Annotated in this window: 20 protein-coding genes and 2 tRNA genes; 10 read left to right on the forward strand and 12 right to left on the reverse strand. The window is 44.6% G+C overall.

The annotated features are described in order from the left end of the window. Window positions 1–2 precede the first annotated feature (2 nt). A complete protein-coding gene (locus tag QZZ41_RS04650) occupies window positions 3–1,109 on the forward strand; it encodes a cation diffusion facilitator family transporter (RefSeq protein WP_295068823.1) in 1,107 nt (368 codons plus the stop codon). A 166-nt stretch (window positions 1,110–1,275) separates the two neighbouring features. Here QZZ41_RS04650 and QZZ41_RS04655 read toward each other — a convergent pair whose 3' ends face one another. Beyond that, the gene (locus QZZ41_RS04655) at window positions 1,276–3,630 is read right to left on the reverse strand and encodes a glycoside hydrolase family 9 protein (protein ID WP_295068827.1); all 2,355 of its coding nucleotides are present in this window, start codon (window positions 3,628–3,630) and stop codon (window positions 1,276–1,278) included. Window positions 3,631–4,044: 414 nt separating this feature from the next. On the opposite strand from QZZ41_RS04655, the gene QZZ41_RS04660 reads away from it, so the two are divergent. Next, a complete protein-coding gene (locus tag QZZ41_RS04660) occupies window positions 4,045–5,505 on the forward strand; it encodes a sugar transferase (RefSeq protein ID WP_295068831.1) in 1,461 nt (486 codons plus the stop codon). 232 nt (window positions 5,506–5,737) lie between these two features. After that, window positions 5,738–6,010, forward strand: a complete 273-nt coding sequence (locus QZZ41_RS04665; protein ID WP_295068835.1) for a hypothetical protein — start codon at window positions 5,738–5,740, stop codon at window positions 6,008–6,010. A gap of 549 nt (window positions 6,011–6,559) precedes the next feature. Here the strand turns inward: QZZ41_RS04665 and QZZ41_RS04670 are convergent. Next, window positions 6,560–6,635 (reverse strand) — tRNA-Thr (locus QZZ41_RS04670). Between the two features lie 182 nt (window positions 6,636–6,817). On the opposite strand from QZZ41_RS04670, the gene QZZ41_RS04675 reads away from it, so the two are divergent. The 3 genes from QZZ41_RS04675 (at window position 6,818) to QZZ41_RS04685 (ending at window position 9,810) form a co-directional block, all read left to right on the forward strand. Continuing rightward, window positions 6,818–6,902 (forward strand) — tRNA-Leu (locus tag QZZ41_RS04675). 78 nt (window positions 6,903–6,980) lie between these two features. Then, complete coding sequence (pfkB, locus tag QZZ41_RS04680; RefSeq protein ID WP_295068839.1) at window positions 6,981–7,880, forward strand: 1-phosphofructokinase; 900 nt, start codon at window positions 6,981–6,983, stop codon at window positions 7,878–7,880. A gap of 13 nt (window positions 7,881–7,893) precedes the next feature. Next, the gene (locus tag QZZ41_RS04685) at window positions 7,894–9,810 is read left to right on the forward strand and encodes a fructose-1,6-bisphosphatase (RefSeq protein ID WP_295068844.1); all 1,917 of its coding nucleotides are present in this window, start codon (window positions 7,894–7,896) and stop codon (window positions 9,808–9,810) included. 221 nt (window positions 9,811–10,031) lie between these two features. Here QZZ41_RS04685 and QZZ41_RS04690 read toward each other — a convergent pair whose 3' ends face one another. From QZZ41_RS04690 to QZZ41_RS04720, 7 genes are all read right to left on the reverse strand, one after another. Further along, window positions 10,032–10,343 carry a DUF1292 domain-containing protein gene (locus QZZ41_RS04690; protein ID WP_295068848.1) on the reverse strand — a complete coding sequence of 104 codons (312 nt, stop codon included), beginning with the start codon at window positions 10,341–10,343 and terminating at the stop codon, window positions 10,032–10,034. A gap of 68 nt (window positions 10,344–10,411) precedes the next feature. Then, window positions 10,412–11,743 carry an aminotransferase class I/II-fold pyridoxal phosphate-dependent enzyme gene (locus tag QZZ41_RS04695; RefSeq protein ID WP_295068853.1) on the reverse strand — a complete coding sequence of 444 codons (1,332 nt, stop codon included), beginning with the start codon at window positions 11,741–11,743 and terminating at the stop codon, window positions 10,412–10,414. Between the two features lie 10 nt (window positions 11,744–11,753). After that, window positions 11,754–12,062: a sigma-70 family RNA polymerase sigma factor gene (locus tag QZZ41_RS04700; RefSeq protein WP_295068858.1), complete on the reverse strand. Its 309-nt coding sequence runs from the start codon at window positions 12,060–12,062 to the stop codon at window positions 11,754–11,756. Further along, on the reverse strand, window positions 12,040–12,273 hold the full coding sequence (locus QZZ41_RS04705) for a hypothetical protein (protein WP_295068861.1): 234 nt from the start codon (window positions 12,271–12,273) through the stop codon (window positions 12,040–12,042). The genes QZZ41_RS04700 and QZZ41_RS04705 overlap by 23 nt, the downstream gene beginning before the upstream one ends. 213 nt (window positions 12,274–12,486) lie before the next feature. Next, window positions 12,487–13,986, reverse strand: coding sequence for a hypothetical protein (locus tag QZZ41_RS04710; RefSeq protein ID WP_295068864.1), 1,500 nt, complete (start codon window positions 13,984–13,986; stop codon window positions 12,487–12,489). Window positions 13,987–14,334: 348 nt separating this feature from the next. Beyond that, on the reverse strand, window positions 14,335–15,372 hold the full coding sequence (locus QZZ41_RS04715; protein WP_295068868.1) for a PP2C family serine/threonine-protein phosphatase: 1,038 nt from the start codon (window positions 15,370–15,372) through the stop codon (window positions 14,335–14,337). A gap of 9 nt (window positions 15,373–15,381) precedes the next feature. Continuing rightward, entirely contained in the window at window positions 15,382–16,119 is a 738-nt protein-coding gene (locus tag QZZ41_RS04720; RefSeq protein WP_295068869.1) for a VWA domain-containing protein, read from the reverse strand. Window positions 16,120–16,306: 187 nt separating this feature from the next. On the opposite strand from QZZ41_RS04720, the gene QZZ41_RS04725 reads away from it, so the two are divergent. From QZZ41_RS04725 to grcA3, 4 genes are all read left to right on the forward strand, one after another. Next, window positions 16,307–17,530, forward strand: coding sequence for an AI-2E family transporter (locus QZZ41_RS04725; RefSeq protein ID WP_295068871.1), 1,224 nt, complete (start codon window positions 16,307–16,309; stop codon window positions 17,528–17,530). Window positions 17,531–17,812: 282 nt separating this feature from the next. After that, entirely contained in the window at window positions 17,813–19,921 is a 2,109-nt protein-coding gene (pflB, locus tag QZZ41_RS04730; RefSeq protein ID WP_295068874.1) for a formate C-acetyltransferase, read from the forward strand. Continuing rightward, entirely contained in the window at window positions 19,918–20,136 is a 219-nt protein-coding gene (locus tag QZZ41_RS04735; RefSeq protein WP_295068877.1) for a hypothetical protein, read from the forward strand. The genes pflB and QZZ41_RS04735 overlap by 4 nt, the downstream gene beginning before the upstream one ends. A 149-nt stretch (window positions 20,137–20,285) precedes the next feature. Further along, on the forward strand, window positions 20,286–20,525 hold the full coding sequence (gene grcA3 / locus QZZ41_RS04740) for an autonomous glycyl radical cofactor GrcA3 (protein ID WP_019679089.1): 240 nt from the start codon (window positions 20,286–20,288) through the stop codon (window positions 20,523–20,525). A gap of 39 nt (window positions 20,526–20,564) precedes the next feature. Here the strand turns inward: grcA3 and QZZ41_RS04745 are convergent, their stop codons facing one another. The 3 genes from QZZ41_RS04745 to rplJ all read right to left on the reverse strand — a co-directional run bounded on the left by QZZ41_RS04745 (window position 20,565) and on the right by rplJ (window position 22,503). Beyond that, entirely contained in the window at window positions 20,565–21,308 is a 744-nt protein-coding gene (locus tag QZZ41_RS04745; protein ID WP_295068880.1) for a CAP domain-containing protein, read from the reverse strand. A gap of 209 nt (window positions 21,309–21,517) precedes the next feature. Then, window positions 21,518–21,892: a 50S ribosomal protein L7/L12 gene (gene rplL, locus QZZ41_RS04750; protein ID WP_295068883.1), complete on the reverse strand. Its 375-nt coding sequence runs from the start codon at window positions 21,890–21,892 to the stop codon at window positions 21,518–21,520. Window positions 21,893–21,987: 95 nt separating this feature from the next. Further along, window positions 21,988–22,503 carry a 50S ribosomal protein L10 gene (gene rplJ, locus QZZ41_RS04755; RefSeq protein WP_295068886.1) on the reverse strand — a complete coding sequence of 172 codons (516 nt, stop codon included), beginning with the start codon at window positions 22,501–22,503 and terminating at the stop codon, window positions 21,988–21,990. Between the last annotated feature and the right edge of the window lie 301 nt (window positions 22,504–22,804).

Below are 22,804 nucleotides of genomic sequence, written 5' to 3' on the forward strand. Positions count from 1 at the left end.
CCGTGAACAGAGATAAAGTCATCATTAAAACAAGTATCATCGGCATACTTGCCAATATTTTCCTTGCATCATTCAAGGCGATAGTAGGAGTTCTTAGTTCGTCTATCGCTATCGTCCTTGATGCAGTAAACAACCTGAGTGACGTAATGTCCTCAGTCATAACTATCATAGGCACTAAGCTTGCAAAAAAGCGTCCCGACAAGAACCACCCCTACGGCTACGGACGCATAGAAAATCTGAGTACTACCCTTATCGCGGTAATCGTACTCTATGCAGGTGTGACTGCCCTTGTAGAGTCCATAAAAAAGATAATACACCCCGTTGTACCTGATTATTCGACTGCCGCACTTATCATAGTTGCATCGGCAGTAGTGATAAAGATTCTCCTTGGCACATACGTAAAAAAGACAGGTATCAAAGTAAATTCCGACTCGCTTATAGCTTCGGGAAGCGATGCTCTGCTGGACTCTGTTATCTCAGCATCTACGCTCCTTGCCGCATTTATCTATATTCTTTTTGATATACGCACAGAAGCATGGCTGGGTGCAGTTATCGCCCTTGTCATCATAAAATCAGGACTTGGCATGCTTGGCGACAGTCTGTCAAATATCATTGGCAAACGCATAAGCAGCGAGCTTTCAAAGGATATAAAAAAGACAGTCTGCTCATTCCCCGAAGTACAGGGCGCATATGACCTTGTACTCCACAACTACGGACCTGATTCACTTATAGGCTCTGTGCATATAGAAGTCCCCGATACGCTCACAGTTGCGATGCTTGACAAGCTTGAACACCGCATCACCGAAAAAGTGCTGAAAGAGCACAGGGTAATACTTGCAGGTATAAGCGTATACGCCGCTAATACCCAAAACGACAAGGCTGCACAGATGTATTCGGAGATACGCAGGAACGTAATGTCACACGAACATCTTCTCCAGATACACGGATTTTACCTTGACGAGGAGCATAAGACCATACACTTCGATATCATCATCGACTTTTCAGCTCCCGATATTGACGAGATATATCAGCATATCCTTAACGAAACTCAGGAACTGTACCCCGATTACCATGTAAGTATAACCCTTGATACAGATGTAAGCGACTAAATCATAATTTATATTTATAGGGAACGCCGCCCTCGGCGTTCCGTGTAGGGGCAGCGTTCCGCCGCCCGATAATAAAGCGGCGAAGCCGCTTCCTAATGGCTAAGAGCTAAAAACTAAAGGCTCATATCAAAAGATCCCCGAAGCAGTGCCTCGGGGATCTTCATTTTTATGCGTTCTGTGCGATAAGGAGCTTTCTCAGCTCTACCTCATCATGGATATCAACTTCTCCGTCGCCGTTGAAGTCAAACTGCTTAGCTGCATCTTCCGAGCTGAAAGCTTCAAGACCAAGCAGCATTCTGCGAAGTCTTACAAGCTGAGCTACTTTATACACCTTTGCAGGCTTTGTGCCGTCAGGCTCAGTGCCGCCGATAAGCTTTCCGTCAGCGTATACGCACACGTTTTCGCAGCGTTTTGCGAACTCAACTCCGCTTACGATGTTATCGTAGTCCTCGCCCTCTTCTGTAAGGTCTATCATGCCTTTTTTGCTCCAGTCGTTGGAGGAGTCCCACTTCTCGCCGTAGTAGTTGCCGATAATGAGCTGATACTTCTTATTGGAATTAGCAATAGCATAATCAGGCCAGGATATCTCGATGTAATAGATATCGTCCTTGTACTGCTTTGGCTGAGAAAGCACAGCAGCCTTGCCAGTGACCTCAGTCTCTACCTGATCGTAGGTCTTTTGCAGTACAAAGCTTCCTGGGATAGTCTTGTTCTCGAATTCCTCTATGCTGAAATAGTAACGTATTGATATATCGTCATGGGGTTCGAGAGAGTCTGTGTTGACAAAGAATGTGAGCTTTGTAACGCCTGAGCCTGTCTTTTCGGGAGCATCCGAGCAATAGCCAGCTGCCCAGAAATCATCCCCCGAGAAAAGCTGTGTATCGTCAGTCTTTTCAGCAGGTGGGAAGTTCTCCTCTGGCTTCATGGTCTTATCGCCTTTGTAAAGGTAAAGTCCTGCCGCTGCACCTACGATAGCCGCATTGTAGTCGATAGTTACCTCGTTGTATACCCAGTCTTTGGTTATATCGTTGTGCTCATCGTTTTCATCAGGACCACCTGCAAGAGCACCGTAAAGTACGTGCTTATGCTCGGCAGGATCCTCAGCCATTGTAAGTCCCGAAGCCGCACGGTGATGAGGGAATTTTACAGAATTCTCACCGTAGCCGACTACATAGCTTCTGCCGAGAGGGTTGTCGCCGATTATGTATTCCATTTGTCCCAGAGCCCACTCTGTAAAGGTGTAATCGGGATTTTTCTCGTTATACTTATCCTTGCCCTTGTTGTACTTATCGTACACCAGAGCCGTGAACTGCACCGCCGTATTGTATCTTGCACTTCCCCATGTATCAAGGTGGAAGTAGCCTGCAGGAGTAAGCTTCTTTGTCATGACAGTATTCAAAGCCTTTGCTTCCATTTCCCAGAAATCCAGAACTTCATACTGACCTCTGCCGATAGCCACACGAGTCTCCTCGCATACCTCAGGATAGATATCCTGTATGCGTCCGAAGATAAGTCCAACTCCGTTCCACATATCGTTCCAGCAGAGAACATATCCCGGAGGCGCATAATAGTCGATGTACTTCTCGCAGGCTTCAAGGTAATCATGGTCACGAGTTATGAGATAGAGCCAGCCTGCCGCGAAGCAGAAATCGTCCTCCCATTTGCTCGATGTATAGAAGCTTGCAGGACCGTCCTTGCCTTGTCCCACTTTTTTCTCGTTCTTATTGGCGAAGTCGAACAGTGCCTTTGAGTAGTCAAGACACTTTTCCGCATACTCCGGATCTGTTTCCTTGAAATTGTAATAGTTTATTGCAAGAGCTGCTGCACTTTCAGAAACATCGTCAGTTGTAGGAATTTCAGAAGTAGCGAAAAAAGCAGGTCTGCCCATAGCGTCTATCTCAGGTGACTGCCAGTAGCTGTGGTCAACTGCTCCATCGCCTACCTGATAGCAGAAAGCGATAACGTCGCCGTTCTTGTCACGGAAAGTACTGCGCATGAAGTAATCACAGAAATAGCGGCAGATAGTCTCAGCGTGAGCTGCCTGTCCTGTTTCCTCATAAGCCTCGCGGAACTCGTAATAGCCCCATGATACAACAGAAGCCGCATAAGCCTCGGGAAGTCCGAATTTTACGTGGTCGCCTGCATCGTGGAAACCGCCCGATACATCAATAAATCCGTCACCGTCGGGGTCAAGGATATCCTTGTACTTTTCCATGAAGCTCTCTGACAAATTCGTTCCCGTATGGTCATCATCAATAGGGTGCATAGGTACCTTTGAATCATATACATGACAGTTTCCGCGCCATGAAAGGCGGTTGTTATCAGATACTCCCGTACCGCACATATTCGCGTCATAGAAATAAAGTGTGTACTGCAAAAGCTTTGCCCAGTTGTTCTCGGTCTCTGCATAGTCCACAACATCTGGAGTAGTTGCCGCCACAGCAGTACTGCCTGCCGCAGAAGCCGTCAGTGCCATAACAGCCGCAAAAGCAAGAGCAGATACTCTTTTCAATATTTTCATAAACTCATTCCTTTCTGATAATAATGATTGAATCAGGGAAGTATTATCTTCATTCTTACTTATCATGTAACTCAGCCCTTAGCCTTTTGCCTTTAGCTATCAGCCAATGTGTCGCCTTCGGCGAATTATTTAAATGATGTGAGCGTCAGCGAACTCTTTCGGCTAATGGCTAATGCCTAACGGCTAACGGCTGTATTACACAGTTTGTCTTCCCTATTTCAATTTACAGTAGTTCTGGCATATTCGTTTTATAGTTTCATTTTAGCCCATATCAGCCAATATGTCAACACATAACTTGCGGATTTTCCTTGCAGCTGCAACAGATATCAGCCTTGACACATTTGCCGTTATGGTTTATAATTATAATATAAAATGTCCCGAAAATAGCAGGACAAAAAATCACGGAGGTGCTTCGTGGGTAATAAAGGTCTAAAGGAAGGGTTGAAGCACGGAGATTTCATCATACTCGACATGATATGCCTGCAATTCTGCTTTACTATAAGCTACTGGATGCATATCAGCTTTTCTAATCCGTACCGCACTGATGACTACCAGTATCAGGCAGTTATCCTTACAACGTGCCAGCTCCTTGTTATAGTTTTTTCAAATAATTACAGAGATATCCTCAGACGAGGGCGACTGGAAGAGATAATTTCCATTGTCAAATACATTTCGTGTATCATCGTTATCTCACTGGTTTACCTGTTTTCTGTAAAACATTCTACCACTGCTTCACGACTGCAGTTCGGTCTTACCTCGGTAACGTTCACTCTTGTTGATTACCTGGTCAGACAACTCAACAAAGTAAGGGTATTCAATTCGAGCAAATACAAAGAGAACCGCAGGTCGATAGTCCTTATAACATCGGGAAGTATTGCAAAAAAGACTCTGTCCGCTCTCATAAGTGAACAGGAACACCGCAATTACTTCATTTCTGGCGTTGTGGTCACTGACAGGCAGTGCAGCGAGGGCGAAAAGGAAGGCGAAGTCCCCTTTTATTCTCTCAACGATGATACTATCGCAAAGCTGACTCACGGCTGGGTAGACGAAGTTTTCCTGCTTCAGGCAGAAAATATGGAGCTCCCCTCAAAGCTTATGGAAAGCCTATTCCGTATGGGTATCACAGTCAATTACTCCATAACTTCTATCTCTGACGGCAGGTGGCCTATTACAGAGATGAAAAACTTAGGACCGTACAGAGTACTGTCAAGCAGTGTATCTCCTGCTTCCGCAGGTGAAATGGCTCTGAAACGTCTTGCCGATATCATAGGCGGACTCATAGGCTGTATCATAACAATGATAGTCTTTATATTCCTTGCCCCCATAATATACATAAAGTCTCCCGGACCTATTTTCTTCTCGCAGAACAGAGTCGGTCAGAACGGAAAGACCTTCCGAATGTACAAATTCAGAAGTATGTATATGGACGCAGAAAAGCGCAAGCAGGAGCTTATGGCTAAAAACAAGATAGACAGCGATATGATGTTCAAAATGGACGATGATCCCCGTATAATCGGCAGTGAGAAAAAAGACAAGCACGGCAGACCAAAGGGTATCGGAAACTTTATACGCAAATACTCCATTGACGAGCTGCCCCAGTTCTATAACATACTGAAAGGCAATATGAGCCTCGTGGGCACTCGCCCCCCTACAATAGACGAGTGGGAAAAGTACGACTTAGGTCACAGGATAAGAATGAGCATAAAGCCAGGACTTACAGGTCTTTGGCAGGTAAGCGGCAGAAGCGGCATCACCGATTTTGAGGAGGTCGTACGCCTTGACCGCGAGTATATCGAAAACTGGAACCTGATGCTCGATATAAAGATCATACTCAAAACTATCATTGTTGTATTCAAAGGCAACGGTGCTTCGTAATAATTATACAAACAAAAGGGACTTCCCGTTTTCGGAGAGTCCCTGATTATTTTACACAATAGTGCCCTGAGCGTATTTGATTAAATAAATAAGCACTCCCTAATATTGAGCAAATGTCATATGTATAAAAAGGTAATTGATGAATTTATCAACACATCTATAATTATATTTCTTGACTATTGACTTGATTTATGATATAATATTTTAAAAGCTAAAAAACAGGAGATTATCTATGGACTATGATATAATAATAGCTGTATTATTAATAATTATTTCAGTCTATTTTTTGGTTAAGCGTATAATAAATGATTATAAAAAATCGCAAATTAAGAGAAAAAGGTTTTTTTATTATAAAGAAGAAGGCTATTTGGCGAGAATGTATGAAAACAGAGTAGTTTATGGAGGTTTGACAACCTTAATTGTAGGTTGCATAATATATATTTATTATAGATTAAGCGGAAAACTAGAAAATATTTTTCCTTACATGATCAAATATTCTTTTTAATGAATATAAAAAGAGTAATTGTGTATGATGCCATATGTAATAAATCCATTACACTTGATATATCACACCATTGAAACAGAAAGTTTTATCATGGTCTATAAATATATAAAACACAACATCAATTTGTTCTTCTATGCAAAAAAGAGCTTGCTATAATGGCAGGCTCTTTTAGTTTTGTATAAAAAACGTTGAGTCATCAAAAAAACGAAATAACAATATGATGGCTGTTTTGGGTTTCACTTTAACACAAGCATCAAATAAACAGCTAAATATAGCCGCCAAACAGGTGAACAATCTACAAACAGCGAAACATGGGCAAATAGTCGCCTGCTCCAATTCAGCTATTTATAGGTGTTTACAAGCTGTTTTCTATTTGGTGTATTCATCGTAAGAAGTTTCTTTAGTTCGTTACAGTGTAAATAGAGTGTTCTGATTTACAAACATAATATCACAACCAGCACTATGACAGATTTATGACACTTTTGCTTTTAGTAAAATAAAAAAGCGTTTCCTCAAAAAGAAGAAACGCCTGTTTCACGCCGTTTAGCGTGGAGCTGATGATCGGACTTGAACCGACGACCTACGCCTTACCAAGGCGTTGCGCTACCGACTGTGCCACATCAGCATCAACAGATAATATTATACAGCAACAGCAGACAAAAGTCAATAGGCGGATATTTTATTTTTTATATTAACTAAAGCCCACTATTTTTTACCTCAAAAAATTTTTTCGATTTTTTTGAAAAAAGGTATTGACAAACCGTTTTTTATCTGGTATAATATTAAAGCAGTCGAGAGACGGGCAATGCGAGTGTGCTGGAATAGGCAGACAGGCACGTTTGAGGGGCGTGTGTCGAGAGACGTATGGGTTCAAGTCCCATTACTCGCACCAAAGAAGCGTTTACCAATGGTAAACGCTTCTTTCTTTTTAATCTGAACACTGATCTGAAATTAAAAAGGAGTCTTATAAATGATATACACGGTCACATTCAATCCCGCAATAGACTACGTATTGCACACCGACCGAATACAGACGGGCTGTGTCAACCGTTCCGAGTCTGAGGAGATATTCTTCGGCGGAAAAGGCATAAACGTTTCTGCCGTACTTGCCGAGCTTGGTGTAAAGAGCAAGGCACTTGGATTTATAGCAGGCTTTACAGGCGAAGCTATAGAGCAGGGCGTAAAGGGAATGGGCATAGATGCTGATTTCGTAAAGCTGAAAAGCGGCAATTCCCGTATAAATGTAAAGCTGAAAGCTGATGAAGAGACTGAGATAAACGGACAAGGTCCTCATATCGACAGCGAATACATAGACCAGCTCATGGACAAGCTTGACGAAATAAAAGACGGCGATACTCTTGTACTTGCAGGAAGTATCCCCAACAGTCTCCCCGACGATATATACGAAAGGATACTTTCAAAGCTTTCTGACCGTGATATCAGAGTAGTTGCCGACACAGCAAAAGGACTCCTTACAAGCATACTCAAATACCGTCCTTTTCTCATAAAACCCAACAATTTCGAGCTCAGCGAGATATTCGGTGTAAATATCACAACATACGATGAGATAGTCGAACACGCAGTAAAGCTTCAGGCTATGGGTGCAGGAAATGTGCTCGTATCAATGGCTGAAAAAGGAGCTGTACTTCTTGACGAGAGAGGAAAGCTCTATAAATGCGGTGCCTGCACAGGTACAGTAAAGAACTCCGTAGGTGCAGGCGACTCAATGCTTGCAGGCTTTATCGCAGGCTTTGACGGTGAAAATTACGACTATGCACTTAAACTCGGCACAGCCTGCGGAGGTGCAACAGCTTTCTCCGACGGACTTGCAAAGAAAGAACTCATAGACAAGCTTATGGAACAGCTCTGAAGGGAGGGCATCTATGGATATAAAATATCTCAGACTTCTTGCCAAGGAATACCCCACTATCGAAAGTGCTGCCAGTGAGATAATAAACCTGTCGGCTATACGAAGTCTCCCGAAGGGGACTGAGTACTTTTTCAGCGATATGCACGGCGAATACGAAGCCTTCCTGCATATGCTCAGAAGTGCTTCGGGAATGATAAAGATAAAAATAGACCTTGTACTCGGCAAGACCGTTTCTGCCCGTGACCGCGAACAGCTTGCGGAGCTTATATACTACCCTGAAAAGGAGATATCACGTCTTACCAACAGCGGCGAGATGTCCGACGAATGGAAAAGACTCAGCATATACAGACTCATACTTGTATGCGAAGCTGTTTCCGCAAAGTATACACGATCACGTATCAGAAAGCGCATACCAAGCGATATGGTGTACATACTTGACGAGCTTCTCAACGTTACCGACGATGTAAACAAGGACTACTATTACGATGAGATAATCAGTGCTATCATAAGCACAGGCATTGCCGAGACTTTCATAATCTCCCTTTGCAGGCTCATACAGTCCGTAAGTATAGACAGACTCCATATCATAGGCGATATCTTCGACAGAGGTCCCCGTGCGGATATTATCCTCGATGAGCTTATGAAGATGCACGATGTTGACATACAGTGGGGCAACCATGATATCTCATGGATGGGTGCAGCCGCAGGAAATCCTGCCCTTATCGCAAATGTTATCCGCATAGCCATGCGATATAATAACTTCGATGTGCTTGAGGACGGCTACGGACTCAATCTCCGAGCACTTGCCGTATTTGCAGGCGAGACCTACGCACATGACGACTGCAAACGCTATACTCCAAGCACTCTCGATGACAATATCTACGACCCCGTTGACCTTGACCTTGCTGCAAAAATGCACAAGGCTATAACTGTTATACAGATGAAGCTTGAAGGTCAGCTCATTGCCAAGCACCCCGAATGGGAAATGCAGGATCGTGATATCTTCGGCAGAACGGATTTCAGAAACGGCACTGTTACCATAAACGGAAAGGTGCATGAGCTTCTTGACAAGAGCTTCCCTACTGTTGATCCTGAGTCACCTCTTGAGCTTTCCGATGGTGAAGCCGAGCTTATGAAAGTCCTCGGAGCTTCATTCCGACACAGTGAAAAGCTCCAGCGGCATATCCGCTTCATTTACGCAAAGGGCGCAATGTACAAGACCTGCAACAATAATCTTCTCTTCCATGGCTGTATACCAATGGACGAAAACGGCGAGCTTCAAAGCGTAAATATAAGCGGTCAGAAGTATTCGGGCAAGTCTCTCCTTGACAAGCTTGGAGAACTTGTAAATCAGGCATATTTCGGCAGCGGCGCAGATAAGGATTTCGCCAGTGATTATATGTGGTATCTCTGGTGCGGAGCAAAGTCCCCTCTCTACGGAAAGGACAAAATGGCATTCTTTGAGCGCGGACTCCTTGCGGACAAGTCGCTTCACACCGAGAATTACAACGCTTACTATACTTTCTCGGAAAATGCAGAGGTATGCATGACTCTTCTGGAATTATTCGGACTTGATCCCGAGAAAGGTCATATCATCAACGGTCATGTCCCCGTAAAGATAAAGAACGGAGAAAGTCCCGTAAAGGCTGACGGAAAGCTCTTTGTCATAGACGGCGGCATATCAAAGGCATACCAGTCAACCACGGGTATTGCAGGATATACGCTGATATACGACTCTCACAGTCTCAATCTTGCCGAGCATAAGCCCTTTGTAGCAGGCGAAAGCGGCAATACTCCTACGATACACCTTGTTGAGAAACTGGACAGACGCGCTAACATCTCCGATACCGACAAGGGCGAGGAGATAGTTGACAAAATAAACGACCTGCGTCAGCTCCTTGAAGCATATAAAGCAGGTACTATAAAATAAACTGTAGGGGCGGATATTATCCGCCCGAAACAAAAAGGACGGAGTATATCCGTCCTTTCTTATTTTCCTATAAAAGAATAATGGCAAAAAACTCCCGTAAGCGATGTACAATTAACAGCACTATTAAGAGTGAGCGAGTTTACAAGCGTCAACGTGGTTAGGCAGCGCGGAATCCGCGCCGAGCGTCAACGTGGTCAGGCAGAGCGGGCTCCGCGCCGAGCTTATTCAAATTCGTATTCGCCGTCGTAGTTTTTCTTGAATTCCTCAAATACCTCTCCGAGAAGCTTGTCATCATCAACTGATACAAAGTCGTCCTCTTCGGGAGTCTCTCCTGGGATAACCTCAAGAATTACTACTTCATCGTCCTCATCATCGAAAGGAAGAAGTACAGCATAAAGATGCTCTTTATATTCAACAGTGCCGATTATCTCAAATGATACCTCGTTACCGTCATCATCAGTGAGCGTGATATAGTTTTCTGCTGATTCCTCTTCTTCAAGCTCATCGAGTTCTTTTTCGTTCATGTCGCTCATACAGACACCTCCGCATAAATAATATACCTCATTTTAACATATATCATTCAAAATTGCAATAGCTCTGCCTATTTTTTCACTACAAGCACCGTATTAATACCGTAGGCTTTAAAAAGCTCTATACAATCCCTGTCTATTATCTCTCCGCTTGCAGCTATTGGTATCGCAGGCGGACAGGGTACTTTCACCGACGCGCAAATACGTCCCTCAGCCTCTTCAACGGGTATCTCCTCAGACGGTGCGAATGCGGCTTCGCGGATGGCGAGAGCCATCTGCGGGAGCTTCGGCTCAATTATCGATCTCACGCAGTCTTTCAGTGAAGCTCCCGCCACCGCGCTCTCAAGCGCGGCGCGAAGCCGCACAAAGTCAAGGTCAGAAGATAAAGGCGACATAAGAAGCACCACAAGCTCACTGTCGGCATATTCGCACTCCACTCCCTCACCGCGAAGAAGCTCCGCAAGCTCTGTGCCGCAGAAGCCGCTTTCAGCGGCTTTAACAGTTATGTGAAAGGGCTCTCCCTCGGCAAATACCAGCCTTCCGCCGAAGCTCTCCCTCAGCGAGATTATCTGCGGCAAAGCCGCAGCGATATCATCACGTATGCTGTCTGCAATGTAACGGTTGCACAGGTCAAGAGAAGCCATTATAAGATATGACGGACTGGTCGAACCGAAAAAGCTCATAGCCTGCTTCAAAACAGGAACATATTCCCTGCATGAGGTGTGCAGAAAAGCCGCTCCAGTCAGCGCAGGCAGCATCTTATGGGCAGAGTCACAGCACAGGTCAGCTCCCAGAGCTATGGGGTGTAGATTTTTCTTAAAAAACGCAAGATGCGCACCGTGAGCATTGTCAGCAAGAAGCCGCGCTCCGTAACGGTGACAAAGCCCCGCAAGTGCAGCTATATCGGCAGTTTTGCCTGTATAATCGGGAGATGTTACGTAAAGACAGGCAGGCTCACGGCTCGCAGAAAGCGCCCTTTCAACATCAGAAATAGCAAGCTCCCCCGAAAGTATACCGCCGCTGTACTGCGGCATAATCCACGTTACATTAAGTCCAAGAAGGGCAGCCGCATTGAGAAAAGCGCGATGAACGTTCCTTGCGGCGATAACTCTCCGCCCCTCGATTTTCATTATAGCAAGCATAGCCTGTATACAAAGAGTCGAACCGCCAGCCGAAAAAGCAGTCGCCTCACTTCCGTACAGTTTAGCGGTATTTCTCTCGCTCTCGGCAATTATGCCCTCAGCCTCAAAAAGGCTGTCAGCTCCTTTTATCTCGGTTATATCAAGTGAATACAGTTCCTCAAGCTCCTTTACCGGAGCTTTTCCCTTATGCCCCGGCATATGAGCGCGAAGAGTCCCCGACGAAGCATACCTCACAAGAAAGTCATACAAAGGTGTATCCATAGTCCCCTCCTCAGATGTAGTATTGCAGTATCCTGAACATTCTCATTCTGGCTCTTGACATCACCGCGGAAACAGCCTGCGGCGACACTCCCAGCCTTTTGCTGATAGAAACGATATCAGTGTCCTTAAAATAGTATAGCATAATTATCTCTTTTTGTCTCGGGGTAAGCTCATTATTAATAACTTTTAACAGTACTCGCCGCAGTCTCTGTGCATTTCCCTCCTCATCATTATTGCTGCCCAGTATCATTCTTATGCCCTTATCAGCCTCGCCCGTGAAAGTATCGGTATAAGAGTTACGTTTCGACAAAGCCTTCACGCCTCCTCTTATACGCGGTAAGATGAGAGATCACCTCCTGCATCTCTCCGTGCTCGATATAGAGCAGATGTATGCGGCGGTCAAGGTCAAGCTCCCTGACTTTCAGTTCGTCACCGCTTTCAATGAGAGTATTTCGCATTTTGGTAAGCTCGGAGATACGCTGTTTTACCATAAAACAGCTCTTGGTGTAATCGTTGATAAGCTTAGTCATAGTATTCGCCCCCTAATAGTAAATAAAAGAGCGCACGAGCAGCATATTGCTGCACCCTTGATAAGATAGCTTGCGAACTAACGTTCTATTCCTTGCAATCATATTATAGAACATCTGTTCTTATTTGTCAAGAGCTTTTTTCAAAAAAGTATTTTTCGACAGTATACGACAAAAAAAGGAACTGCAATTGCAGTTCCTTTTTTCATATATTTATCAGTCCCCAAAAGCCCATGCCAGGTCAGGATCGTACGGATTTACGCAGTCAGCATGTGCATGAACGACTATAGGTGAAGTATATCTTACAGCTACTACTCTGCCGTTATCGTCAAGGCACTGAACTGCACAGCGTACCCTCTTCTCATATCTCTTGTAAGAACCGCTGCCGCCGTAAACATAATAATAATACTGTCTATGGATTATATCGTCCCATGTAAATGAACCTGTTGAACCAAACTTATTCATACCGAGCCAGTCGTAATAATAAGTACCATCATTATTAAAGCTGTATTCCCACTCCCAGCTGTATGAATACCTTCCTGTACCGCCAGCGGCACTTGCATATACATTGTATGACCTGTCATTCATATCCAGATAGAGGTGCTCCCCTTTTATGTGATATCCCATATAATCTATGTAACAGCCGTTTGCAGCGAATGACTTCAAGGTAACTACAGCACCGCGGCTTACAGCCTTTCTGCCCTCGGAGTCTGTAGCTGTACATACATATGTACCAGCCTTCTTGGCATCTAAAGTAGCTGTATTGTCACCGACCTCAACGCCGTCGCAGGTCCACTTGTATGTGTAGTTGCCGTTTCCGCCGTTTACTCCGAAAGTAAGGTAGCAATGGTCATCCTGATAGCCGCAGAAGATACCGTCCTTGGGCTGCTGAGTGATATTGAGATAACCTGTCTTTACAGTTGCATAGTTACTTGTCTTTGTTCTGCCCTTGCTGTCGGTAACAACGCAGTAGTAATCACCTGTATTGTATGCTTTGTAAGTCTTATCGGTGGACAATACAGTCGATGAGCCCCTTTTCTTCCACTCATAGCTGTATGAAGACGAACCGCCGCTCACACCTATAGAAAGGTTATAATAACCGCCTGATTTATTGATAGTTCCGCTCTTTGGCTGAGACCATATAGTAAGCTCAGGAACTGTCTTTATTGTAGCCTTGTTTGTCTCATAAGTCAGCACCTGGGATATCTGAGCAGCTGTTGTAGTTTTTGCTTTTACCCCGCCTACAATAGTTTTTCCCCCAACTGTAACAGCTTTTGCCCCTCCACTGGAAGCTGTAGCAATAGTGCCGACATTTTTTGCCTTTTGAACAAACCTTGGTGTTGCCGTTATCTTGCAGAAGAATTCGCCCGCAGTACCTACTACTTCATAGGTGCTTTTTGTCTGAGCGTTGAGAGCTACACCGTCCTTGAACCACTGATAGCTAAGATCATAGCCGGTCAAGGTCTTGTATTGAACAACTTCAAGAACAACTTTTTCTTTTGTAGTTATCTCATCGTATGTTTTATTCACCTCAAAGTCTTTGTATACATATATAGGCGTGATGGTTGAAGGATTAGACAACTCAAAACTGTGATCCAGAGTTATGCTCTGACCAAATTCATAGTTTCTTGCCGCACTTGCAGAGATAGCTGTTGTTCCACACATGATAACTGCGGCAGAAAGAAAACACGCTGCTTTTTTCATAAATTCTCTCATATCAAAAAACCTCCTAAAAAAATATAAGATCAAATAAAACATTCCGCGCGCTGAACGTTTTTCCACCCCAAAATTAAACCGCACCAATAATCTGTATTTATATTAACATTATTATTTAAATATAACAAGATGATAATTGTCACTAACATAGTGACATTTGTCACTATTTTTTTCTTTATAAGCCTCTGCGTTTTATCCTCTCAAAGTGTATCTTTTTCAATAATCAATGGTTTTTCGTTGAAAAATCGTGTTTTTCATCCCTATTACAGAAAGGCATTTAATTCATTTCGCATTAACTTTAACAAATAAAAAAGGACGACCATAGGTCGTCCCTGTATCCTAACTATTTTACTGCTCATTAGCAGGCTCATCTGTCGGTTCTTCAACAGCTTCTGCATTATCACCAGCCGCCGCATCTGTAACTACCTGCGGCTGAGACTCGTCAACATAGACGATATCCTCATCGTTGACATTCTCATCAACAACAGGAACTGCCGCCGCAAGGTCCTCGCGTATACCGTCCGAGCAGGCACAAAGCCTTCTCATATCAATTATGCCAGAACAGCTGACATCGTCACCGCTGCCCTTGCGTGTCATAGCAGGCAGGAATTCGCCAAGCTGACGTATGCCCTCTTCCATGCCGTTCTCCACCAGAGTAAGAGCAAGTCCGCGGAAGAAGCCGAAAAGCTGTTCCTCGTTCCAGTATGAATTCTCAACTCCGTCTGTGCAGAGGAATACAGCCGCAGGCATAAGCCCCTTTGGAAGATAGAAAAATCTTGCCGAAAGTGCAGCATCGTCCTGACACATAGAAGTTGTAACGTTATCATAACAGCGCGGATCCTCGGGGATAGGAGCATAAACATTGCTGTCGCCGTCGATTATCACGCACTTTCCGTCGCCTATCTGCGCACCGAAAGCATAATTCTCGGTAACTGCCGCAAACACAAGAGTAGTACCGTAAGCACCTATGTAGTCGCCAGCCTCGTATCTTGTACGATAACCTGCGAACTTTTCGGGTATACGGTCAAGCTCCTCCTCGGTGAAAGGATTATCAAGAAAATCCTTTTCCGTAAGGTCATGCCAGCGTGCAATTATACTGCGCCAGAGCTGATTGAACAGCTGCTCGCGCTGACGTTCATCTTTCAGTATCTCATCAGCATCTTCGATCCCTTCAAGGAACTCCTTTACACATTCCGCAGCGCAGTCAACAGCAAAGCGCGAACCCCTGTCTGTACGCAGATAGCAGAGACTTCCGTGACCGTCAGCAGCTGCTGCAAATGAATATTTCTCAAAGTCACCGCAGAGAGAGCTGTCCTGACATATAAGCTCACGGCTCAGGTGCGATGCACCGATACTTGTCTGAGCAAAGGAAGAAAATCTCTCCATAATCTCACCTTACCAGTCGGATTCGTCCCAGTCGGCAGTATTAGCATCGCTGAGAGCATCATTTGTCTGAGTCTGAACGTCCTCAGCCAGTTTCTTTGATATCTCAACAGGGTCTGTATCGCTGTCAACAGTACTTGAATGGCTTGCGAAAACACTTGTGATAACGCTTGCCTTTTCTATCATAAGTCTGAGCTGATCCTTGTTCTTTACATCGAGGACTGTCTCAGAGCTTCCCGAAAAACGTGCAAGAACGTCCTTATCTGCATCATCGCCGATAGCAAATGCTATCTTTATTGAACGCTTATACCAGTTGTTCTTCTTGAGTGCGTCAAGTCCGCTCTCCCAGTTATCAGTAGGACCGCCGTCACTGAAAAGGAGTATTACAGGCGGATATGCACCTGCGGCAGTCTGCAGGAACTCATTTCTTGAAAGCTTTTTATCAAGCTCCTTGCAGGCAGCACCAAAGTCTGTAACACCGCAGGCTTCAAATGTCTTGAAGCGGTATCCCTCGGGTGATACAGGCTCGGGAGTCACCCATGAAGCACCTGTTGAAAATTCAAGGATCGCAATCTTTATCTCAGCGTCATCGCTTTCATCGCTTATCTCCTGTAAAGTCTGCATTACCTCTTCGAGAGCAGATTCTACCTGTCCTATCTTGCTGCCCTGCATACTTCCCGAAGTGTCGATGACATAGAAAAGTGTCATGACCTTTCTGACAGCAGGAGCGTAGTCGTCTAAACCTGGCATGATATATACCTCCGTTCATTATAATAACATAAAATAATTAACAGTTTTACATCTATACATTATATTATACCATGAAATATGCCTGCGGTCAAGTACTGCAAATGTTCACACAAATTTAACATTTATCCCCGTGACATATGCCTGCATATAATGTATAATGAGATTATAGAGATAAGATCGGAGGGATATGGCTTTTTTACAGCCGGATATGAATAAACAAGAGATCAGACGCTATATCTTCATAGCTTTTCTTGCTGTAATGGTATGCGTCATCGTACAGAATTTTTACGTATTTACAAAGCTCCTTTCCATACTTTTAGGAGCACTCAAACCATTGCTCATAGGCTTCTTCATAGCATATATCTTCAATATCGTAATGAAAGCCTTTGAAAAGCATTATCTCCCCAAGAGCAATTCGCCTTTCGTCGTCAAAACGCGCCGTCCGATCTGCCTTGTGCTTTCGTTCACGATAGCTGTGGCGGCAATAATACTCATAAGCTATATAATAGTCCCCGAGATAGTCAAGGCATTCGGCGTACTTTACGATGAGATACCGCCAGCTTTTACCAAAGCAAAGGACTATGTTACAGATAAGCTGAATGAATACCCCGAAATACAGAAAAAAATAGAAAATCTCGAATTCGACTGGGCAAGTATAGCAGGTAAGCTGTCGAAAGTCCTTACTTCGGGAGTTGCAGGCATATTATCCTCAGCATGGGGAATAATAGGCGGAGTGACCTCAACTTTGACGAACCTTGTACTTGGTATAATCTTTGCAATATATATGCTTCTCCGCAAGGATAAGCTCATACGCGACATAAACCGTCTTAGACGCTTATGGTTCAGCGAGAGTGTAAACCGTAAAACATCTCACTTCATGCAGACAGCAAACGAGACTTTCCAGAGCTTCTTTGTGGGACAGTTCATAGAAGCTATAATCCTCGGAACGCTCTGCTTCATCGGCATGAAGATCCTGAAGCTGCCATACGCCGCTATGTCGGGAACTCTTGTTGGAGTTACCGCATTTATCCCTATCGTTGGTGCATTCATAGGCGCAGGACTGAGCGCGTTCATTATCCTTACGGAAAATCCCATGCAGGCACTTATATTCATCATCTTCCTGCTGATCTTACAGCAGTTTGAGGGAAACATCATCTACCCAAAAGTTGTCGGTGGAACAGTCGGACTTCCCAGCATCTGGACTCTTGCCGCAGTTACTATCGGCGGAGGACTTTTCGGTATCCTTGGAATGCTTTTAGGTGTTCCCCTTGCAGGAACGCTTTATAAGCTCTCCTTTGAAAAGCTTGAAAGCGCAGAAGCCGAGCGCGGTATAGCTCCCGTTGATGAAAAGCCCGTGAAGAAGCCGAAAAATAAGCCTCAAAAAGCTGTAAAAGCTAAAAAGAAAAAGTAATATCGTAAGGAACTCTGTTTCTTACTGCAAAATCTGTCAAATGCACAAATTGCCCTAACAAGTTCACAACATTTTTATATTCCAAAAGCCCCGACCGCCCAAACACTTCAATAAACCGATGAAGTCAAAAGGCGGTTTTCACATCGGAAAGATGTTTTGTAATCTGATAAAACCAAAAACGCCGTTTTTTAGCCCATACGGACATATACAGAGATTGACAAAAATTAATCAATGTGATAATATATCAGTGGATAATATTTATGTTAAAAGGAGTAATGTGTTATGATCAATACATGGCCAAAGGAATGGGACGGCTTCAAAGAAGGCCGCTGGAGCACCACTTCCGTAAACGTTAGAGACTTCATCAAGAAGAACTACACTCCTTACGATGGCGACGAGAGCTTCCTCGCACCACCTACAGAGGCAACAAAAAAGCTCTGGGAGCAGGTCATGGATCTTTCCCGACAGGAAAGAGAAGCCGGAGGTGTTCTGGATATGGACACCAAGATCGTTTCCACAATTACATCACATAAAGCAGGATATCTCAACAAGGATCTTGAAAAGATAGTCGGTATCCAGACTGACAAGCCTTTCAAGCGTTCGTTGCAGCCTTTCGGCGGTATCCGTATGGCTCAGCAGGCTTGCAAGGAATACGGATACGAAGTAGATCCCGAGGTAGTTGAGATCTTCACAAAGTACAGAAAGACTCACAATCAGGGGGTATTTGATGCATATACTCCCGAGATGAGACTGGCACGTCATTCCGCTATCCTCACAGGACTTCCCGATGCTTACGGCAGAGGTCGTATCATCGGCGATTACAGAAGAGTCGCACTCTACGGTATCGACCTCCTTATCGAGGACAAGAAGCACCAGATAGAGACATCGTTAGTGAGAATGACTTCCAAGAATATCCGTCTCCGCGAGGAGCTTTCCGAACAGGTACGTGCTCTCGGCGAACTCAAGGAGCTTGGCAAGATATACGGCTTCGATATCTCAAGACCTGCATCAAATGCGCAGGAGGCTGTACAGTGGCTTTACTTCGGCTACCTTGCAGCAGTCAAGGAGCAGAACGGTGCAGCAATGTCTCTCGGACGTACTTCCACATTCCTTGACATCTATATACAGCGTGACCTTGAAAAAGGCATACTCACAGAGGAACAGGCACAGGAGCTCATCGACCACTTCATCATGAAGCTCCGTATCGTCAAGTTCGCACGTACTCCTGAGTATAATTCACTTTTCTCAGGCGATCCTACATGGATAACGGAGTCTATCGGCGGCGTAAGCGTTGATGGTAACCACATGGTAACAAAGAACAGCTTCCGTTATCTCCACACTCTTGAAAACCTTGGAACAGCTCCTGAGCCGAACATGACTATTCTCTGGTCAACAAAGCTGCCGAGAAAGTTCAAGGAATACTGCGCAAAAATGTCAATCAAGACATCATCTATACAGTACGAGAACGACGACATGATGCGTGTAATTCACGGCGACGACTACGCTATCGCCTGCTGCGTATCATCAATGGTAGTGGGCAAGGAAATGCAGTTCTTCGGCGCAAGAGCAAACCTTGCAAAGTGTCTGCTCTACGCAATAAACGGCGGCGTGGACGAGCGTCTCGGACTCCAGGTAGGTCCTAAGTTCAGACCTGTTGACACTGAGTACCTCAACTTCGATGACGTATGGGAAAAGTACATGGATATGATGGAGTGGCTGGCAGGACTTTACGTCAACACCCTCAACGTTATCCACTATATGCACGACAAGTACAGCTATGAGAGACTGCAAATGGCTCTCCACGACAGAGACGTTAAGCGTTACTTCGCAACAGGTATCGCAGGACTTTCAGTCGTTGCAGACTCGCTTTCGGCTATTAAGTACGCTAAAGTAAAGCCAATTCGCAAGGATATCGAAATAAAAGACAAGGCAGGCAATGTCACAAGCGTTGCAAAGAACGTTGTCGTTGACTACGAGATCGAGGGAGACTTCCCGAAATACGGCAATAATGACGACCGTGTAGACAAGCTTGCTGTTGAAGTAGTCCGCAGATTTATGGACTGTGTAAGAAAGCACCACACCTACCGTGACGGCGTACCTACAATGTCTATCCTCACAATCACATCAAACGTTGTATACGGCAAAAAGACCGGTAATACTCCTGACGGACGTAAACAGGGAGTGCCGCTTGCTCCGGGAGCTAACCCGATGCACGGAAGAGATACTCACGGTGCAGTAGCTTCACTTTCATCTGTTGCAAAGCTTCCGTTCAGACACGCACAGGACGGTATCTCCAATACCTTCTCCATAGTGCCAAATGCCCTCGGCAAGGATATGGAGGTATTCGCAGGAGAACTTGACCTTGATAAGCTCAGAGGAGAGGAAAAATGATAACTCCCGATATGCTTGGCAAGACCGATGATCCGTCAGAGCTTGCAGACCTTATTGATCAGCTCATGGAACAGGGCAGCGGTCATGTGAATATAGTCTCGGAAAACGGCTCGGAACTGAAAGTCAACACCGTAAAGAGTACCGACATATGCGGCACAAAGGGTGCTTGCTGTCAGCCCACCGAGAACGCCATTGACGAAGACGACGAATATTGATCAACTCATAATGCAGAATGCATAATTCATAATTATTGTGTCCCCTATCGGGGACAGATCGGAATAATATTTGAATATTTGAGTGAAAGCGAACTCCACAATTATGCATTATGAATTAAGAATTACGAATTAAAAAAAGGAGGATATATATGGATAACCAGAAACAGGTCGATAACCTCATTGAATTACTTGACGGCTACGTTGAAAAGGGCGGACATCACCTCAATGTAAACGTTTTCACACGGGAAACACTCCTTGACGCTCAGGCTCACCCTGAGAAGTACCCACAGCTCACCGTAAGAGTTTCGGGCTACGCAGTTAACTTCGTCAAGCTCACAAAGGAGCAGCAGGACGATGTTATTTCAAGAACTTTCCATTCTTCACTTTGATATTACAAAAGGCTGTACCATAATGGTACAGCCTTTTTATCATGTTGAGTTTTTAGCGTAGATACGAAGTATTATGGACGCATCTACCGAGTCAACGATATTATCACCGTTCACCATAGAACGTGCTCTTTCGCTGGATTTCAGTGTATACGGCTTACCTACTGATGTTGCAGCGTACTCCTTTAACACAAGTGATGCGTCAACGGAGTCGATTCTTCCGTCATTATTTGTATCGCCGAAGCGCTCTGGATAATAAGCCACAGGGAAATTAGCCGAGCTGCCGAGGAAAACCTGTGTCCAGTAGTATCTGCCGCCCGAATAAGCAACGCCAACGCCTATATACTGGAAATTCGTGCTCAGTATACTTGCTCTGTGGTCGTTGGAATTCATCCAGCCGTTCATTACCGATTCAGGAGTCGTCTGACCCTGAGCTATATTCTCGCCCAGATAGTTCCAGTCAATTCCAAGATCATCGACTACGGAAAGGCCGTTTCTGCCGTCAGGACGAGTATGATCCCATAACTTTACAGTCTCCTTGGCGCGTATATCTGCCGCCCTCATAAGCTCAGGTATAACTCTATAAGCAGGCAGTCCTCTGCTTGCACGTTCTTTGTTTACAATTTTCAATACCTCGTAAGGAAAAGTACTCATATTCGAGGCGGTTACTGTTTCGTCCGATACAGGTGACACGATAAATTCAGAAGTAGCTGCCGATGCAGCAGTTGAATTACATGATAGACCTGCAATTACTAAAGAAGTCAGGATCGCAGCTGTTTTTTTCATAATGATACCTCCATAATAACACAATTGCCGAACGTTATCAAAACGAAAGCGAAAACATATCCCAAGGTAATTATAGCATATTTTACTGTGTAAGTCAACAAATTGGTTTTAAAATATACATTATGCATAATTTGGAAGTTTTTAAAACATCACAATAAACAAAAGGCTGTACCAATTGGTACAGCCTTGATGCTCGATAGTAATATAAATTACTTGATCTCGATTGTAGCGCCAGCCTCTTCAAACTTAGCCTTGAGCTCGTTAGCCTCAGCCTCAGAAACGCCTTCCTTGAGAGCCTTAGGAGCAGCCTCAACTACTTCCTTAGCCTCCTTAAGGCCAAGACCGAGAACTTCCTTAGCAACCTTGATAACAGCCATCTTAGCGTCACCGAATGAAGCAAGAATTACGTCGAACTCTGTCTTTGCAGCAGCAGCGCCGCCTGCAGCACCGCCAGCAGCAGGAGCAGCAGCGATAGCAGCTGTTACGCCGAATTCTTCCTGGATTGCGTCTACAAGCTCAGAAAGCTCGAGAACTGAAAGAGTCTTGATATCTTCAACAAATTTTGTGATCTTCTCAGAAGCCATGATAATAATCTCCTTTAATTATATTTGCCCTTATTGGGCTGAGTTAAGCTGCGGAGCATATCTCCGCAAATGTGTGATGAAGAATGTTACTGCTATTATGCAGCCTCTTCTTCCTTCTTCTTGTCTGCAACAGCGTTGAGTGTAGCTGCCAGCTTCTGAAGGGGACCCTGCAGAGAGCCAACGAGCTGTGCGAGAAGAGTGTCCTTTGAAGGGATCTTGGAAAGAGCAACAACTCCAGCCTGATCGTAGACCTCACCTTCAACGTAGCCAGCCTTGAGATTGAACTTCTCATCGCCGGCCTTCTCAGCGAACTTACCAAGGATTCTTGCAGGAGCTGTCTGGTCGTCGTTAGAAACGGCAAGAGCAGTTGTACCGTTGAGAGCTTCTTCAAATCCCTCGATACCGCATTCCTTGAAAGCACGGAGAAGCATTGTGTTCTTTTCTACAAAGTAGTTAACGCCAGCCTCACGGAGCTCTTTTCTGAGCTTAGTATCCTCTTCAACAGTGATACCCTTATAGTCAACGAGAACGCCTGATACGGAATTCTTGATGACCTCGGTGAGTTTCTCGACCTTAGCCTTCTTTGCTTCGAGTACAGCATTGCTTGGCATAGTTTGTATTCACCTCCGAATGAAATTCATCGTATTCAGAGAGCAATAAAAAAGCCCATTCCGACAGCGCAGAATGGACAATGATAATTCTATCAATTGCTATTCCTCGGCGGGACTTACTGAGCTTTCGCTCTGCCAGCTGTCTTTAGAATACGATACTGTTATTTCACAGCTTGATTATTATATCATATATTTCTCCGTTTGTCAAGCATTTTCTTCAAAAAAATCAAAGAAAAAAGAGCACCTTGCAATGCTCTTTTTCTTATTACTATTTTATTCAAAAAGGGGGGTATCCTGTAAC

The organism is Ruminococcus sp., from assembly GCF_016283395.1.